The 17263-nt window shown below is 61.9% G+C and carries 13 protein-coding genes; 5 read left to right on the plus strand and 8 right to left on the minus strand.

Annotated features, from left to right (window positions below; translation table 11 throughout):
• Positions 1 to 72: 72 nt before the first annotated feature.
• The 3 genes from RIG82_00830 to RIG82_00840 all read left to right on the plus strand — a co-directional run bounded on the left by RIG82_00830 (position 73) and on the right by RIG82_00840 (position 3569).
• Positions 73 to 723, plus strand: a complete 651-nt coding sequence (locus RIG82_00830; GenBank protein MEQ9459481.1) for a Fe(2+)-trafficking protein — start codon at positions 73 to 75, stop codon at positions 721 to 723.
• 108 nt (positions 724 to 831) lie between these two features.
• On the plus strand, positions 832 to 2211 hold the full coding sequence (locus tag RIG82_00835) for a hypothetical protein (GenBank protein ID MEQ9459482.1): 1380 nt from the start codon (positions 832 to 834) through the stop codon (positions 2209 to 2211).
• 95 nt (positions 2212 to 2306) lie between these two features.
• The gene (locus RIG82_00840) at positions 2307 to 3569 is read left to right on the plus strand and encodes a serine hydrolase (GenBank protein MEQ9459483.1); all 1263 of its coding nucleotides are present in this window, start codon (positions 2307 to 2309) and stop codon (positions 3567 to 3569) included.
• A gap of 27 nt (positions 3570 to 3596) precedes the next feature.
• Here the strand turns inward: RIG82_00840 and RIG82_00845 are convergent, their stop codons facing one another.
• From RIG82_00845 to RIG82_00860, 4 genes are all read right to left on the minus strand, one after another.
• The gene (locus tag RIG82_00845; protein MEQ9459484.1) at positions 3597 to 5672 is read right to left on the minus strand and encodes a M3 family metallopeptidase; all 2076 of its coding nucleotides are present in this window, start codon (positions 5670 to 5672) and stop codon (positions 3597 to 3599) included.
• A gap of 193 nt (positions 5673 to 5865) precedes the next feature.
• On the minus strand, positions 5866 to 7740 hold the full coding sequence (locus RIG82_00850; GenBank protein ID MEQ9459485.1) for a phosphoenolpyruvate carboxykinase (GTP): 1875 nt from the start codon (positions 7738 to 7740) through the stop codon (positions 5866 to 5868).
• 129 nt (positions 7741 to 7869) lie between these two features.
• Positions 7870 to 9156 carry a hypothetical protein gene (locus tag RIG82_00855; protein ID MEQ9459486.1) on the minus strand — a complete coding sequence of 429 codons (1287 nt, stop codon included), beginning with the start codon at positions 9154 to 9156 and terminating at the stop codon, positions 7870 to 7872.
• On the minus strand, positions 9156 to 9947 hold the full coding sequence (locus RIG82_00860) for a hypothetical protein (protein MEQ9459487.1): 792 nt from the start codon (positions 9945 to 9947) through the stop codon (positions 9156 to 9158). Before RIG82_00860 ends, RIG82_00855 begins: the two co-directional genes overlap by 1 nt.
• A gap of 61 nt (positions 9948 to 10008) precedes the next feature.
• On the opposite strand from RIG82_00860, the gene RIG82_00865 reads away from it, so the two are divergent.
• Both RIG82_00865 and RIG82_00870 read left to right on the plus strand, forming a co-directional pair.
• Entirely contained in the window at positions 10009 to 10344 is a 336-nt protein-coding gene (locus RIG82_00865) for a Rieske (2Fe-2S) protein (protein ID MEQ9459488.1), read from the plus strand.
• 53 nt (positions 10345 to 10397) lie between these two features.
• Complete coding sequence (locus tag RIG82_00870) at positions 10398 to 11783, plus strand: M20/M25/M40 family metallo-hydrolase (GenBank protein MEQ9459489.1); 1386 nt, start codon at positions 10398 to 10400, stop codon at positions 11781 to 11783.
• A 14-nt stretch (positions 11784 to 11797) separates the two neighbouring features.
• Here RIG82_00870 and pgl read toward each other — a convergent pair whose 3' ends face one another.
• The 4 genes from pgl to RIG82_00890 form a co-directional block, all read right to left on the minus strand.
• Positions 11798 to 12604 (minus strand): 6-phosphogluconolactonase, encoded by an 807-nt coding sequence (gene pgl / locus RIG82_00875; protein MEQ9459490.1) that lies wholly within the window; start codon positions 12602 to 12604, stop codon positions 11798 to 11800.
• A 32-nt stretch (positions 12605 to 12636) separates the two neighbouring features.
• The gene (gene zwf, locus RIG82_00880; GenBank protein MEQ9459491.1) at positions 12637 to 14154 is read right to left on the minus strand and encodes a glucose-6-phosphate dehydrogenase; all 1518 of its coding nucleotides are present in this window, start codon (positions 14152 to 14154) and stop codon (positions 12637 to 12639) included.
• 38 nt (positions 14155 to 14192) lie between these two features.
• The gene (mnmG, locus tag RIG82_00885) at positions 14193 to 16136 is read right to left on the minus strand and encodes a tRNA uridine-5-carboxymethylaminomethyl(34) synthesis enzyme MnmG (protein ID MEQ9459492.1); all 1944 of its coding nucleotides are present in this window, start codon (positions 16134 to 16136) and stop codon (positions 14193 to 14195) included.
• A 61-nt stretch (positions 16137 to 16197) separates the two neighbouring features.
• Positions 16198 to 17232 carry a 2-oxoacid:ferredoxin oxidoreductase subunit beta gene (locus RIG82_00890; protein MEQ9459493.1) on the minus strand — a complete coding sequence of 345 codons (1035 nt, stop codon included), beginning with the start codon at positions 17230 to 17232 and terminating at the stop codon, positions 16198 to 16200.
• Positions 17233 to 17263 lie beyond the last annotated feature (31 nt).

The following is a 17263-nucleotide window of genomic DNA, read 5'->3' on the forward strand; positions in this document are numbered from 1 at the left end:
ATCCTCACCCCACACACCAAACCCCGCAACCCCCGCATCGACCCGAAGCCCACAAAGCGCTATGCTACCGGCATGAGCAACATCGACGAACGCATCGCCCAGTGGGAACGCATGGCCGCCGAAGCACCCGACGACATGGCCTACCTCAGCCTCGGCAACGCCTACAAAGAAGCCGAACGCCTCCAGGACGCCGTCGTCGCCTACCAGAAGGCCATCGACCTCAACGACGGCATGTCCCGCGCATACCAGCAGTTGGGACATTCCCTCATCAAACTCAACCAAAAAGACCAGGCCGCCACCATCCTCACCAAGGGCTACACCGTCGCCGCCGCCCGGGGCGACGTCATGCCCCAAAAAGCCATCGGCTCACTCCTCGAACAGATCGACGCACCCATCCCACAGGTCGAAGACGCCTCCGCCAAAAAAGCCCAGGTCGAGTCCTCCGGCAAAATGGTTCTCGACCGCCGCGCCGGCCAACCCCAGCCCCGACTCGCCGATCCACCCATGCGCGGGCCCATCGGCCGCTTCATCTTCGACCACTTCGGACAGATCACCTGGAACGAATGGATCGGCCAGGGCACCAAAGTCATCAACGAACTAAGACTCGACTTCTCCAACCCCGCCCACCAGGACCTCTACGAACAACACATGCTCGAATGGCTCCAGGTCTCCCGCGAAGAAATCGACGCCTACAACCAGGAAAACGCCACTTCTGACGCCTGATACCGCGTTTTTTCTTGGCCACCCCGACTTCCAGTGGTAACCTTCATAAGCCGCAAGGCTTATCCGGTTTAACACGCGCAAAAAACACCACTTCTGGAGAAGTCAGAGATGCAGACCGCAGCCCTCCCCACACGCCTCCTCCTGTCCGCCACCCTCACCCTCGGCATCACCTCGCTCGCCCACGCCGAGTTCGAGTCCGAGTTCAACGACGACTTCTTCAACGCACAAAACGTCTCCGAGAACACCATCTTCGGATTCCTTGGCGACGGCGGAGGCTTCTTCGACCCCGTCATGTTCGGCGCTGATGACTTCTACGAAATCGGCACCCTCTCCGGGTTCAACGTCGATACCTGGGCCTACGCAGGCTTCACACCCTTCCGCGACTTCGTCGTCATCATCGATAACGACCCCTACGGATTCAACGGCGAAGGCTACGCCTCACCACCAGCCTCCATCGCCTCCGACACCGACGGCATCGCCGGAACCGGATTCGGCTACGGCGGGTTCGGCCCCGACACCACACTCGGCATCTACGACGGAATCCTCATCGACACCGATGACAACTCCAGCCCCCTTGGCGACGGAAGCGCCTCCGCCATCGTCGGACAGGTCAACGGCGACGGCTCCATCTTCCTCCAGGTCTCCGGATACCCCGATGGACTCCCAGGCGACCCCACACCCTTCGACGGTTTCTTCGAAGACCAGTTCGGCTTCCTCTTCGATCACGACCAGTTCGGCGACTACTACATGTACGTCGTCTTCGACCAGACCAACCCCTTTGACGCCCTCGACGAGTTTATCCCCGCTGAAACCATCGGCGATACCGACTTCTACCGATGGGACCGATTCGACCCCGGCACCCTGCTCCGCGCAGGTACCCTCGCCGACTTCGACCCCATGCTCATCGCCCTCGATGAATCCGAATCCCTCATCACATTCGAAGACGACTTCTACAACCTCAACCCCATCGTCCAGTTCAACGTCCCAGCCTCCGGCGAGTTCACCCTAGGCGTAACCGGATACCCCGACTTCAGCTTCGTCGGTGACCACCCCGAAACCGGCAGCTACGACCTCCTCGTCTTCCTCGTCGGCGATCAGAACTACGACGACCTCATCACACCCACCGACATCGACCTCATCGTCGATAACTTCCAAAACTTCGAAGACCTCGTCTCCGACATCAACCTCGACGGCATCACCGACGCCGCCGACATCGCAGCCCTCCTCGACCTCCTCGGAACCACCTACGGCGACGCAAACCTCGACCTCGTCGTCGACCTCATCGACCTCTCACTCCTCGCTACAAACTTCGGCGAGGAAGAAATGGGCTGGATCGACGGCGACTTCAACCACGATCGCAACGTCGACCTCATCGACCTCTCCATCCTTGCAACAAACTTCGGCTTCAACGGCATCGTCATCCCCGAACCCGCCTCCGCCGCCCTCCTCACCCTCAGCCTCGCCAGCCTCCGAAGACGCTCCGCCTAACCCATAAAACCTCAGTCACACCAACGCACACCAGCGAGCCCGCCCCATGGCGGGCTCGCTTTTTCTTCCCACCTCCCCAGCGATAACATGAACCCATGACGCATCTCCTCTCATCAACAACCGCACTCCTCCTCATCTCACTCACTCTCACCGCCTGCGCGTCCAACAACACCACTCGCGCCCCCGCCAGCACCCGCATCACCTCCGGCTGGTTCTCCGATGTCCTCATCAACGCACCCTCCACCTTCGGCGGGCTCCTCGTCGACCCCAAAGCCCACCGCATCCAGATCATCATCTCAGAAGTTGTCGAACACCCCGACCGACCCGCCACCATCAACCGCCACCGCTTCCGCGTCGATGACGACTACATCTACCCCGCCAGCTCCATCAAGGTCGCCGCCGCCGTCGCCGCCCTCCTCGAAGTCCAACAAATCGCAGAGCAATCCGGCCTCAACATCACCGCCGACACACCCCTCGTCCTCCACCCACGCAAACCAGATAGCGCCGTCCGCACCCGCGACGACTCCAACGTCGCCAACGGCACCATCACCCTCCACCACGAAATCCGCAAAACACTCCTCGTCTCCTCCAACGAAGCCTACAACCGCCTCTACGACTTCGTCGGCCGCGATCAACTCAACCAACGCATGTGGGACGCCGGACTCACCTCCTTCCGCCTCCGCCACCGACTCTCCGACCCAGGCGACCAAACCTACCACCGCTTCACACCACGAACCGACATCATCCTCGACCAGCGCGCACACACAGTCCCACAGCGCACCGCCACCCTCCCGCTCACCGACAACTTCAAAAACCTCGACCTCCGCCTCGGCCAGGCCCACATCAACAACACCGGCGAACGCATCAACACCCCCTTCGACTTCTCCGACAAAAACCACGTCTCACTCGAAGACCTCCAAGACCTCATCATCATGATCGCCCGCCCCGATATCGACCTCGGCAAACCCGGATTCAAACTCTCCGACACCCACCGCGCCCTCATCCTCGACGCCATGTCCATCGACCCCATCGACTCTCCCAACCCCGTCTACCCCCGTTCACGCTACCAACCCGGCTTCGCCGACTCCCCCGTCCTCGACGGCGTCGCCCGCGTCGTCACCCGACCCGCCGTCATGGTCATCGACAAATCCGGCACCGCCTACGGCTTCAAAATCGAAAACGGCTACTTCTTCGACCGCTCCACAGGAACCTCATTCTTCCTCACCGCCACCACCTACACCAACCCCAACCAAACCCTCAACGACAACACCTACGGCTACCAGACCGCCAACGCCTTCATGACCGACCTCGGCGCCGCCATCGCAAAAAAACTCTGGATCGCCACCGAACGACAGTAAGACCCCGCACACAAACCACACATCGCCCTACCCCACCAACAACCCCGTGTGCCGCAAGAGCGCCTCAATCTCCGGCTCACGACCCCGAAACGACTTAAAAACCGCCATCGGATGCTCACCACCCCCGAGCGCCAGCACCGTATCCCGAAACCTTCGCCCCAACTCGGACACCGAATCATCATCCCCCAGACCCGCCTCCTCAAACGCCGCAAACGCATCCGCACTGAGCACCTCAGCCCACTTGTAACTGTAATACCCCGCCGAATAGCCGCCCGCAAAAATGTGACTAAACGAACACAAAAACCGATCATCATCCGTCGCCGGCATAGGCGAAACCGCCCGACTGATCTCACGATAAACCTCCAACGCACTCCGATCACCCACCCCCTCGTGATGCAACGCCAGATCCGTTAAAGCAAACTCCACCTGCCGAAGCGTCATCCACCCCGCCATATACACCCGCGCCGCCACCAGCTTCTCAAACAACTCATCCGGCAACCGCTCGCCCGTCTCCACATGCTCCGTCATCCCCATCAGCGTCGGCTTGTGATAACACCAGTTCTCCATGAACTGACTCGCCAACTCGACCGCATCCCACTCCACACCACTGATCCCCGAAACATCCGCAACGTCCACCGTGGTCAACATCCCCTGCAAACCATGGCCAAACTCATGAAACAACGTCTCAACCTCCCGGAAACTCATCAGCGAAGGCGTCCCGTCCACAGGCGGAGTCCCGTTACAAACGATATGCACCACCGGCAACTGCAACCCGCCCTCCCGCATCATCCTCGGCAGACAACCGCCCATCCACGCACCCCCACGCTTGTCAACAGGCCGCGCATAAGGATCAACATAAAAACCCGCCACTTCCACACCAGCCTCGTCCAGCACTCGGTAATACCGCACGTCCTCATGCCACACCGGCGCAACCCCCTCCGTCTCCTCAAACGTCACCCCAAACAACCGCTCACAAACCGAAAACAACCCCAACAGCACCTTCGGCAACGGGAAATAAGGCCGCAACTCCTCATCCGTAAAACCAAACCGCTCCTCACTCAACCGCTCACGCCAGAACGGCACATCCCAGTGCGCAAACTCACCCTCGTGCCCTCGCGCCACCGCAAAGCCTCGCAGTTCCTCAAGCTCCTTCGACGCCATAGGCTTCGACGCCTCCACCAGCCCCCCAAGCATCTCCCGCACCCCATCCACACTCGGAGCCATCTTCGCGTCCAGGCTGTACTCAGCGTGTGACTTAAATCCCAACAGACCCGCGTTCTCCGCCCTCAACGCCAGAATCCGATCGATCAACGGCGAGTTATCCAGCTTACCGCTCGACGCCTTCGTGCTCGACGCCCGATACACCAACTCACGCTGCGCCCGATTCCGACTGTGCTCCATGAACGGACCCAGAATCGGATAGTCCAGCGTCACCCGCCAAGGACCCGCCTCCGCCGTCGCCTCCGACCCCTCGTTCTTCTCCCGATACGAAGCCGCCGTCAACTGCCGCAGTCCTTTAGGCCATCCCTCCACATCCCCCGCGTCCGTCACGATCAACTCGTAAGCCTTCGTCGCGTCCAAAACATGATTCGAAAAATCTGTCGCCAGCTTCGATAGCTCCTGCGCAATCTCATCAAACCGCGCCTTCGCCTCACCCTCCAGACCCACGCCCGACCGCTCCGCCGCCCGAATCCGCAGCTCAACCGCCCGCTGCTGTGCCCGACTAAGCCCACCCCACTCCGCCCCATCCCGTAGCCCCACCAACGCTTCAAATATCGGCCGACTCTGACCCATCCGCAAACCAAACGCCACCACCTCCGGCTGCACCGCCTCATAAGCCTCTCGAAGCGCCTCCGAGTTCTTCACCGACATCAGATGCGCCACCGTCGACCAGAAATACGCAAACCGAATCTCCAGCCGCTCCAACGGCTCCATCACCCCCGCCCAACTCGCCGTCGCCGACTTCTCGATCGACTCAAACCCCGCCACCACCTCCGCCAACGCACCCCGTACCCCAGGCTCCACATGCCCCACCTCAATCCGATCAAACGCCGGAAGCCCCTCAGTCGCCAGCAACGGATTCTCAACAACCATCATCGTCATCTCAACCTCATATCGACGTGATCACGTCTAAATCAAAAGAACACCAGCAACTACGAGCCCCAGGCGCGAGCCTGGGGTGCCAACATCAAACCACCACCGTCAAGCAAAGTGTATCCCATCACCACCCCATCATGACGCCCCAACAAAAAACCCCCGCCGCTCACACGACGGGGGTTCATCAATCAACCTCAACTCAACCCTTCGCCGCCTTCAACCGCGACTCAAGATCATTCAACTCCGCCGCCAACGCCGCCGGCAGCTTGTCACCAAACGTCGCGAAGTGCTCACGCATCGAGTCCATCTCCGACAACCAGCCATCCACATCCACGCTCATCAGCTCCTCGTAATCCTCATCAGGAAGATCAAGACCACTCAGATCCAGCGATCCCTTAGCCGGCATCTTGCCCAGAGGCGTGTCAATCGCCTCCGCCTTCCCGTCACAACGCTCCGCCACCCACTTCAGCACACGACTGTTATCACCAAAACCGGGCCACAGCCACTTGCCCTCAGGACTCTTGCGGAACCAGTTCACATAGAAAATCCTCGGCATCCCGCCCTCAGGCAAAGACCCGCCTACCTTCGCACCAAGCTCCAGCCAGTGACGCCAGTAGTCCGCCATGTGGTATCCACAGAACGGCAGCATCGCCATCGGATCACGTCGCAGCACACCCACCTTCCCCGCCGCCGCCGCCGTCTTCTCACTGCTCATCACCGAACCAAGGAACGTCCCGTGCTGCCACGAAGATGCCTCCGTAATCAGCGGGACAACCGAAGCACGACGACCACCAAACAAAATCGCATCAATCGGCACACCCTTCGGGTCCTGCCACTCATCAGCGATCACCGGGCACTGCGCCGCCGGTGCCGTAAAACGCGCATTCGGATGCGACGCCGTCTGCTCCGAATATGGACGCCAGTCATTCCCGTGCCAGTCAATCAGATGCGCAGGCGGCTCATCCGTCATCTCTTCCCACCACACATCACCATCATCCGTCAATCCGCAGTTCGTAAACACCGAGTTCTTCTCGATCGAACGCATCGCGTTCGGGTTCGACTGATCCGATGTCCCAGGAGCCACCCCAAAGAAACCAGCCTCAGGATTGATCGCATACAAACGACCCTCCTCCTGACCCTTGCTCGCCTCACCAAACTTCATCCACGCAATGTCGTCGCCGATGCACTCAGCCTTCCAACCCGGAATCGTTGGCGTCAACATCGCCAGATTCGTCTTCCCACACGCCGACGGGAACGCCGCCGCAATGTACTTCTTGATCCCCTTCGGACCCGTCAGCTTCAGAATCAGCATGTGCTCCGCAAGCCATCCCTGCTCCTTCGCCATCACCGACGCAATCCGCAAGGCAAAACACTTCTTGCCCAGCAACGCATTCCCGCCGTAACCCGATCCGAACGACCAGATCTCCTTCGTCTCAGGGAAATGTGTGATGTACTTGTTGTCCGCATTGCACGGCCACGCCACATCATCAATCTTCTTCCCCGCATCATCCACCAAAGGCATCCCCACCGAATGCACGCAAGGCACATACTCACCATCGTCGCCCAGCACATCCAACACCTTCTTGCCCACCCGCGTCATGATGTGCATGTTCGCCACCACATACGCCGAGTCCGTCAACTCCACACCAACATGCGCAATCGGCGAACCCACCGGACCCATGCTAAACGGAATCACATACATCACACGACCACGCATGCAGCCCTCAAACAGCGGACGCAGCTTCTTCTTCATCTCATCCGGATCAGCCCAGTTGTTCGTCGGGCCCGCATCACCCTTGCTCTTCGAACAGATAAACGTCCGGTCCTCCACACGAGCAACATCCGCCGGGTCCGACCGAACCAGAATCGAGTTCGGCCGCTTATCCGGGTTCAGCCACTGAGCCGTCCCGCCCGCCACCATTAGATCCAGCATCCGCTGGTACTCCTCCGGCGACCCGTCACACCACACAACCTCATCAGGCTGTGTCAGTTCGGCAATATCGGCAACCCAGGCATTGAGCTTCGCGTGGCTGGTCATCGTGGTCCCTTCGGTCATCGAGGTAGAAGAAGTCATCAATCTGGCTCCCTGTTGAGGTAGTGGCGGCAGCGGCACCCGACGACACGCCAGGCGATCCCGACCAACGGCTCCCAAGCCTCTCGACTATGAAACCAAAGGTCATCTTCTAAAATACCAATCGGTCTTTTATTCCGCAACCGGGAGCACGAATAGTCCCTCAGATTCTTCAATCGGTCCGTCCCCGCCGCCTGAACCAATCACCCCCCCCAAACCCCCCTCACCCCCGGCATCAACCGACCCACCCGAACCCAACTCAGGCGCAACCCCCTGAAAATCCAAACCTTCCGACGCCCCCTCCCCCTCCTCCACCGGCAACACCCCCGCCAGCATCGCCGCACGCTCCAGCGTCTCAGGTCCCGTCCCGATCGCTGACAAAATCCCCCGCTCATCCACCACCACATAAGCCGGCACCCGCGCCACCCCAGCAGCCTCCAGCGACAACACCTCCTCACCCGACACCCAACCCTGAGCACCATCCCAACCCACCAACTCCGCCGGCCGCACCACGCCACCCACCACCACAACCCGAACCTCAATCGGCAACATCCCCCGCACTGCCCGCAACCGCTCGAGCGCCGCCAACGCCCCCGCATCCAACGCCCGCCCCCAAGGCCAGAACACCGCCGCGTGAACCCGTGACCCATCACTCGGCGTCCGCATCTCCAACGCCCGCCGCAACACCGGCGACGCCGCCTGGTCCAGCCGCGACCGAATCATCACCGCACCCGCCAACGTCGGGTCCGTCGCACCACGCGCAATCAAAGGCCCCGCCAACGCAGCCGCCGCGCGACCATTCCCCTGCTCAAGCTGCAACGCCACCGTGCGCACAAACACCTGCGTTTCAAAGCTGTTTAACACCTGGTTAACTGCGTTCGTGCGCGCCGTATCAACCGATTCCGACAGATAAAGCAGCAACGAGGCCAGCCGATCACCCCTCGGATCACCCGCAGCCTCCGACTCCCCCAACTCCGCCAGCAACCGCCAAACCGACGCCAGATGATCCGCCTCCGCCGTATCCAGCGTCTCCATCCGACCCGCCACACCACGCACCTGAGCCAACCTGAACCCCGCCACCGAAGCCAGATCACGCTCAACCGCCTGACGCGCCAAGCGATAATAGGCCGCCGCACGCAGCGTCTCCGCCATCAAACGATCCTCAGGCTCCCGCAGCACATCCGCCAGGCGCTCCGCACGCCCCGCCAACGCCAGCAGATCCCCAGGCGGGGTCCCCGCCTCACGAAGCCGCGGCAACGCCCCCGCCACCAGGTCACGCAACTCACCCACCCGATCCCGCTCCTCAACAACCTCTTGCGCCTCCTCCGCGACAGTAGGCTCCACAACCTCCAACACCTGCGCCCACACCACCCCGGACATCAATAAACCAAGCAAAACACCAGACAAAACACCACGCATCAGCTCGACCCTCCACCACAGTCCGCTTCCAGATCCAGACAAGCATCCGCCAGCAACAACGCAGGCACCAACGCCCCCGCACCACCCTCAATCGCCAGATGCGTCGTCACATCATGCAACTGCTGCTCACCAAACGTCACCGTCGCCGGCCACCGCAAAAACCACGCCAAACCCCAAGGCTGATACGTCGTGTAGTCCGGCTGCGTGTGACCAACGTGATAAACCGCCACCCGACCCGCCCGCTCCAGTATCCCCCGATCCCCCGTCACCCGACCCAGCGCCACCAACCCATGCAAGCCCAGCAACTCCCGATACGTCCACTCATCCGGCGAGTCATCTGCACCCTGCGCAAACATCGGCTCACCCACCCCGTCAAGGCGTAAATCACCAACCCGCCCAAACGCCCCATCCCGCCACTGCGCCCCCATCGTGCGCACCCACAACCCATGAATCTCCGCCTCCGCACCTGCGCGCACACCACCCGGCGCGCACACCTCGCCAGCCACCAACCCCGCCCGCCGCATCAGGTACCCCGCCAGATACCCATACGCCGGTCGATGATGCCCCAATCCATCCGTCCATCGCGTCACCCCCCCATCACCAACCTCAAACCCCGTCTCCCCCTCAAGACCCAACAACTTCCGCGCCACCGGCAGCAAATCCACCAGCGACCGTACCACTTCACCCGCCCGTGCCCGCGCCGCATGTGGCGAAGCATCAACCGCCATCCCGATCGCACGCTGCGCCAGCCCACGAACCACCGGCAGGTAGCGCGTACACTGCTCCCGCACACCGGGTTGATCAGTTGATGACGTTGTCAGCGGTCGGCTCACACCCTCGATCCTACGGAGGATGACCCCAATGGCCAACTGGACGCCACTCGGACCCGCCAACGACTTCCCCGAAGGCTGCCAGATCGCCGCCCACGCCGGCGACACCCCCGTCTGCGTCTTTCGCGTCGAAGGCAAGCTCATCGCCATCGAAAACACCTGCCCCCACGCCGGACTACCCCTCGACCAGGGCGAACGAAACGGACTCGTCCTCACCTGCCCTTACCACGCCTACACCTTCAACCTCCGTAACGGCGCCAACATCGACGACCCCAACGATGACCCCGTCCGCCTCCTCCAGGTCCGCGATAACAAAGGCGTCATCGAGGTTAATCCCGACCCCTCCAATCAAGACTAACTCAACCAATCTGCTTCCACCCCTCAACCCCTTCCAACCAAGGCAACGACCCAATGATCGACACCGTGCTGACTCAGGCGACTCAAAACCAGGACGACGCCCTTAACCGCCTGATGGACCTCCTCCGCATCCCCTCCGTAAGCACCGACCCTGCTCACGCCCCCGACTGCCGCCGCGCCGCCGACTGGGTCGCCGACCACCTCCGCGGCTCCGGCCTCACCGCCGAAGTCCTCGAAACCGGCGGACACCCCGCCGTCGTCGCCAAAGCCCCCGACGACCTCGTTGCCAAACCCACCGCCCCTCGCGTCATCTTCTACGGCCACTACGACGTCCAGCCACCCGATCCCCTCGACCTCTGGAAGAGCCCCGCCTTCGAACCCGTCATCCGCGATGGCCGCGACGGACCCGCCGTCTTCGCCCGAGGTGCATGCGACGACAAAGGCCAGGTCATGATGTTCCTAGAAGCCCTCCGCGCCTACCACGATGCCGGCCAGAAACTCCCCGGACCCATCACCGTCCTCATCGAAGGCGAAGAAGAGCACGGCAGCAAAAACCTCCCCGCCTTCCTCGAACGCGAAAAAAACCGCCTGGCCGGCGACGTCGTCCTCATCTCCGACACCAGCATGTGGAAGCCCGGACTCCCCGCCATCTGCACCGCCCTCCGCGGACTCGTCTACTTCGACCTCAAACTCCAGGGCCCCAAAGTCGATCTCCACTCCGGCGTCTACGGCGGAACCACCGCCAACCCCGCCAACATCCTCACCCGCGTCCTCGGCCAGCTCTTTGACGACGACAACCGCATCAACATCCCCGGCTTCTACGACGACGTCGCCGAGGTCACCCCCGAGGAAAAAGCCGCCTGGGCTAAGCTCGACTTCAAAGAAGACGACTACTTCGGAGCCATCGGCGGAGCCGCATACGGCGAAAAAGGCCTCGACACCCTCACCCGTCGCTGGGCTCGCCCCAGCTGCGACATCAACGGCCTCAAAAGCGGCTACATCGGCGAGGGCGCTAAGACCGTCCTCCCCGCCGTTGCTGGCGCCAAAGTCAGCTTCCGCATCCCCGCCGCCATGAACCCCGCCAAGGTCGCCCGCCAGTTCGAAGACTGGCTCCGCGCCCGCGATGTCGGCCCCTGCACCTGGGACATCCAGTGCCTGAGCAAAGCCGGCTCCGTCGCGACCCCCACCGACTCACCCTTCATCGAAGCCGCCTCCCGCGCCGTCATCAAAACCACCGGCAACCCACCCGCCCTCGTCCGCGAAGGCGCCACCATCCCCGTCGTCGCCGACTTCAAACGCCTCCTCGGACTCGACGCCGTCCTCCTGGGCTTCGGCCTCGAAACCGACGCCATCCACTCACCCAACGAACACTTCGGCATCAACCGCTTCCGCCTCGGCACCCAAACCCACGCCGCCCTCCTGGCAGAAGTCGCTGGCTGACTATGTGATCCTGATCACCGCCCCGCCGCAGCACGATCCAGAAACCACGTCAGATTCCCCGGCTCACCTTCCAGATGATCCGGCGCAAATCGCTCAGGATCGATCCCCGTGATCGGCAGGTTCCTCCGATCAGTCTCTCCCGTCGCCAGCAGGTCCGCGATCGCCCGCAGCTTCTCCGCCTTGCCCGCACCCACCAGCAGCGGCGCGATCTCCCGCGCCGCGTTGATCAGCGGAAACGTCATCGTCACCCGATCAGGCGGGGTCACCTTCGGCCCCGCATTCACCACGATCCACCGATCATCCGCATCGATCGCCTCGGTCTCCGGAAACAGCGACGCCGTATGCGCATCCCCGCCCATGCCCAGCAGCACAAAGTCCAGCCGCGGGATCGAGTTCGACGGGACGGACCCACCCTTGAGATCAAAAACCTCCGCGAGTTCAGCCTCATAAGCCCCCGCCGGGTCCTGATCCATCACCGGCATCGGGTGCTTCTGCCGCGCCTTCATCGGTACGTGATCCGCCAGCGCCTCGCGGATCATCTTCCAGTTGCTCTTCTCATCATGAAACGGCACCCGCCGCTCATCAACGATCCACAGATGCGTCCGCTCCCACGGCAGCCCGCGAAACAGCGGGTCCGTCATCAACCGCACATAAAACGGCTCAGGCGTCCCCCCGCCGGACAACGCCATGTGAAACACACCACGCTCCTCAACCGCCCGCGTCGCACTGCTCAGCACCGCACGGCCGAGTTGCTCGAACAGGTCTTCAACATCAGGGGCGACACAGATCGAACCGGGCAGAGTCAAGGCGGGGACAGTCACGGGCAACTCCGAACTCAAAGGGGTTATCAGGATTAAAGGTTGTGCCAGTAGCGGCCATCCTTGGCCATCATGATGTCCGCCGCCGACGGCCCCCATGTCCCCGCGTTGTAGTTCGGCAGGTCGTCCTGAGGGTTGTTCTGCCAGTAATCGATCACCGGCTGCACCGCATCCCAGGCACACTCGATCTCATCACGATGCTTAAACAAAGTCTGGTCGCCACGGATGCAGTCGTGCAGCAGCGTTGCATAACCATCAGGCGGGGACGCCTCCCACTGCTTCACGTAGTCGAAATCCATCACCACATCCTTGATCTGCAACCCCAAACCCGGCACTTTGCCCTCAAAACGCAGACGAATTCCCTCATTGGGCTGGATCGAGATCAGGATCTGATTCGCCTTCATCTTCCGCGCCTGCTCACGAAACAGAACATGAGGCGTCGGCTTCAGATAGATCGCGATCTCCGTCTGCTTCCGCGCCATCGCCTTGCCCGAACGCAGGTAGAACGGTACCCCGCCCCAACGCCATGTATCAACATTAAAACGCATCGCCGCGAACGTGTCCGTCTGCGAATCACCCGCGGTCCCCTCCTCGTCACGGTAAGCCGGGATCGGCTTGCCGTTCACAGCGCCCGCCCCGTACTGACCACGCACAGCGAGGTGGGGCACATCACTCTCCTTGGGAACCCGCAGCGCCTTGAAAATCTTGATCTTCTCCGTCCGGATGTCCTCAGCATCCAGCGACACAGGCGGCTCCATCGCCACCACCGACAGCACCTGCAGCAGGTGACTCTGAACCATATCCCGCATCGCCCCACCCGCCGGCGAGTCGTAGTACGACCCACGACCCTCCACGCCAACCGTCTCCGACGCGGTGATCTGCACATGATCGACATACTGCTGGTTCCAGATCGGCTCGAACAGCGAGTTGGCAAACCGCAGCACCAGCATGTTCTGCACCAGCTCTTTGCCCAGGTAATGATCGATCCGGTAGATCACCGACTCATCAAACACCTCCGCCAGCGCCTGATTCAGGCTCGCCGCCGTCTTCGGATCGGAGCCAAACGGCTTCTCGATCACAATCCGCTGCCACGGCTTGTCCGCCCCCAGCGAACAATACCGCCGACCCTCCGCAACAAGACCCGAACGCCCGATGTTCTTGATCACCGGCTCGAAAAACTGCGGGGCCAGCGAGAGATAAAACAGGATGTTGTCGCCTGTGCCGTGCTCCTGAGCCAGCCCGCACAACTGCTTCTCAATGTCAGGCCAGTCTTCACTGCGGGTCGAATCACCCGAGACATAGTGAACGCGCTGCGCAAACTCGTCGTACCTCGCGCGATCGCCGTCATACGCCTTCGGATCAAAGTCGTACAACTCGTCTCGGTAGTCCTGATCGCCGTACTTCGTCCGAGCAATGCCCACGACACCGAAGTTCTCAGGCAGCGTGCCGTTCTTCCACAGCGTGTACAGGGCCGGGATCAGCTTACGCTTCGTGAGGTCGCCAGAGGCACCGAAAATGACGACCAAACATTTCTGACTGGGGAGCTTTGGCATGGGGAAGACTATAGGGTTTCGTGGCCGTTCAGGGTTGCTCAGGACGCCTGACGAGGCGTAGCCCTGGCCAGCGCGACACGCACCAGCATCAGATCCGAAGGATTAACACCCTCGATCCGCGAGGCCTGACCAAGCGTCGCAGGCAGGAACTTATTGAGTGCAAGCGCCGCCTCGGTCCGAAGCCCCGAAACGCCCGTGTAATCAAGGTCCGTCGGCAACTCGCAATGCTCATCAGCACGCAGCCGCTCGACCTCCCGCTGCTGCCGGCTGATGTAACCGTCATACCGCGCCGCGGCCAGCGTGGCCGAGAGAATCGGCCCGTGGGTGAGCATCGGGTCACCATCAACCACCCCGACGCGCTCCGCCGCCTCGGCCTGCGTGACCTGCGGCCGCTTGAACCAGTGCCCAAGCATCACCTCGTCAACCTTCACCGTCGCCGTGAGCTGGTGGAGCCGATCAAGCGCCTCCCGCCGCAGACGCCACACCTCACGATGCGCCCTATCCAGCAGGCCCCACGCCTCCGCGTGCTGGGCCAGTCGATCCCACGCGTTGTCCGCCCGCAGCAGCAACCGGTGCTCCGCCCGCGACGTAAACATCCGGTACGGCTCCCGAGGCGTCTTCGTGACCAGGTCATCCATCAGCACCCCGATGTACGCCTGCTCACGCCCCAGCCGCACCAGGTCATCACCGCGACCAAATCGCACAGCGTTCAACCCCGCCAGCAAGCCCTGGCCCGCCGCCTCCTCGTAACCCGATGTCCCATTGATCTGGCCGGCCAGAAACAACCCCGGCAGACGCTTGGTCATCGTCGTCGCATCAATCTGATGCGGCGGAACCATGTCGTACTCCACCGCATAGCCGTGACGCAGAATCTCCGCCCGCTCACAACCCGGCAGCCCCCGAACCATCAGCTCCTGAACATCCGCCGGCAGCGAGGTCGAAATCCCGTTGCAGTAAATCTCGTCCGTCTCCAGCGACTCCGGCTCCAGAAACACATGATGCGACGACCGGTCAGCAAACCGAACCACCTTGTCCTCGATCGACGGACAGTACCGCGGGCCAGCCGTCTCGATCTGCCCGTTGTACATCGGCGCCCGATCAAGATTCGCACGGATCGCCTCATGAATCGCCGCCGTCGTGTGCGTGATCCAGCAGTCCCGCTGCTCGATCACCGGAAACCGCCCCGCCACTCGCTCATAAGCAGGCTCTCCCGCTAGCCCAAGCCGACCCGCCAGCGGATGCCCCGTCAGCTCCGAAAACGGCTCCGGCGACACATCCCCCGGCTGACGCTCAAGCCCCGAAAAATCAATCGTCGCCCCACGCAACCGAGGCGGGGTCCCCGTCTTCAATCGAGCCAACTCAAAACCCAGCCCCGCCAGCGTCGCCGAGATCCCCACCGCCGGCGCTTCCCCCACCCGTCCGCCCGCCGTCTGACTGTCACCCGTGTGCATCAGCCCCCGCATGAACGTCCCGGTCGTCAGCACCACCGCTTCGGCGCGAAGGTGCCTCGTCTCACCATCACCCGCCAGCCGAACACCAACACACCGCCCATCCTCAACCACCAGTTCCTCAACCGTCCCAACCACCGTCTCAAGATTCGCCCGCGTCCCCAGCAGCCGCTGAACCTCCCGCGCGTAAGCGTACTTGTCCGACTGACACCGCGGACCCCGAACCGCAGGCCCCTTGGACTGATTCAGAACCCGGAACTGGATCCCCGTCGCGTCCGCAGCCAACGGCATCAAGCCGCCCAACGCATCAATCTCCCGAACAATCTGCCCCTTAGCCAACCCACCAATCGCCGGGTTACACGACATCACCCCCGTCTTCGCCGGATCAATCGTCACCAGCGCCACCCGACCCCGCACCCCCGCCGAATCCTCAAACTCACCCCGCAACAGATTCGCCGCCGCCCACGCCGCCTCAGCCCCCGCATGACCACCCCCGATCACAACCACCGCGTAGCCATCAGCATGCTTCGTCATCGTTCAAACATCCTGAAGGCTGCAAACAAACCCCTCGGCCAATGCGGGGGGTGGGGGGGGGTTAGGGTTCGACGGTGAAGGTCTCGCCCGCGTGGAGCAGGTCCCTAAGCGTCGCGTTCGGCCGCTTCGCCTTCGCCATCTCGACTTGCTGCGTCACCAGGTCCTCGTACGTCGCGCACTCGGATTCAAAGAGCACACCCACCGCCTCCGGGAACTCCGGGTAGCTCATCCGCGCCAGCATGAAGGCCAGGTTCCGATCCGTCGGGTCGTGAACCAGCAGATCATCCTCGGTCACCCCATCAACCAGCTCAACGACCTCAAGTTTCGTCCCGCTCATCCGAATCCCACGATCCCGATTCTTGCCAAACACCATCGGCTTCCCCGCCTCGAGTCGCAGCAGGTTCTCTTCCTTCTCCAGTCCCTTGCGCCCCGTCGCATGCGCGAACGCCTCGTGATTAAACACGTTGCAGTCCTGGTAGATCTCCACAAACGACGTCCCGTGATGCTTCGCCGCAGCCGTCAGAACATCCGTGAGATTCTTGTCGATATCCACCGACCGAGCCACAAACGTCGCCTCCGCCGCCAACGCAATCGAAAGCGGGGCCAACGGCCGATCCAGCGAACCCAACGGCGTCGACGGCGTCTTCTTACCCGTCTCCGACGTCGGCGAATACTGACCCTTCGTCAACCCGTAAATCCGGTTGTTAAACAGCATGATGTTGAGATCAAGGTTCCGCCGCAGCACGTGCATCAGGTGATTCCCGCCAATCGACAAACCATCACCATCACCCGTCACCAGCCACACATCCAGTTCGGGGTTCGCGATCTTCACACCCGAAGCGATCGCCGGACCACGCCCATGAATGGTGTGGAACCCGTAGGTACTCATGTAATACGGAAACCGCGACGAGCATCCGATGCCCGCGACAAACACCGTGTTCTCACGACGTGCCGCCAGGTCAGCGAGCACCTTCTGTGTCTGCTTCAAAATGGCGTAGTCCCCGCAACCCGGGCACCAACGCACATCCTGATCGGACGCAAAATCCTTAGCCTTCAGCACAGCAAGCGGCGTGTCTTTGGTATTCGGTGAGATCATCGTAAAGTCGCTTTCAAGGCGTCGAAACTTG

The sequence above is a fragment of the Phycisphaeraceae bacterium genome (assembly GCA_040222855.1).
Lineage (GTDB): Bacteria > Planctomycetota > Phycisphaerae > Phycisphaerales > Phycisphaeraceae > Mucisphaera.

Excerpts from the sequence above, each read along its gene's own strand:
- RIG82_00835 (MEQ9459482.1), top strand. The coding sequence starts at position 832 with ATGCAGACCGCAGCCCTCCCCACACGCCTCCTCCTGTCCGCCACCCTC.
- RIG82_00890 (MEQ9459493.1), bottom strand. The coding sequence starts at position 17,232 with ATGATCTCACCGAATACCAAAGACACGCCGCTTGCTGTGCTGAAGGCT.
- RIG82_00830 (MEQ9459481.1), top strand. The coding sequence starts at position 73 with ATGAGCAACATCGACGAACGCATCGCCCAGTGGGAACGCATGGCCGCC.
- RIG82_00840 (MEQ9459483.1), top strand. The coding sequence starts at position 2,307 with ATGACGCATCTCCTCTCATCAACAACCGCACTCCTCCTCATCTCACTC.
- RIG82_00870 (MEQ9459489.1), top strand. The coding sequence starts at position 10,398 with ATGATCGACACCGTGCTGACTCAGGCGACTCAAAACCAGGACGACGCC.
- zwf (MEQ9459491.1), bottom strand. The coding sequence starts at position 14,154 with ATGCCAAAGCTCCCCAGTCAGAAATGTTTGGTCGTCATTTTCGGTGCC.
- RIG82_00865 (MEQ9459488.1), top strand. The coding sequence starts at position 10,009 with ATGACCCCAATGGCCAACTGGACGCCACTCGGACCCGCCAACGACTTC.
- RIG82_00845 (MEQ9459484.1), bottom strand. The coding sequence starts at position 5,672 with ATGACGATGATGGTTGTTGAGAATCCGTTGCTGGCGACTGAGGGGCTT.
- RIG82_00855 (MEQ9459486.1), bottom strand. The coding sequence starts at position 9,156 with ATGCGTGGTGTTTTGTCTGGTGTTTTGCTTGGTTTATTGATGTCCGGG.
- RIG82_00850 (MEQ9459485.1), bottom strand. The coding sequence starts at position 7,740 with ATGACTTCTTCTACCTCGATGACCGAAGGGACCACGATGACCAGCCAC.
- mnmG (MEQ9459492.1), bottom strand. The coding sequence starts at position 16,136 with ATGACGAAGCATGCTGATGGCTACGCGGTGGTTGTGATCGGGGGTGGT.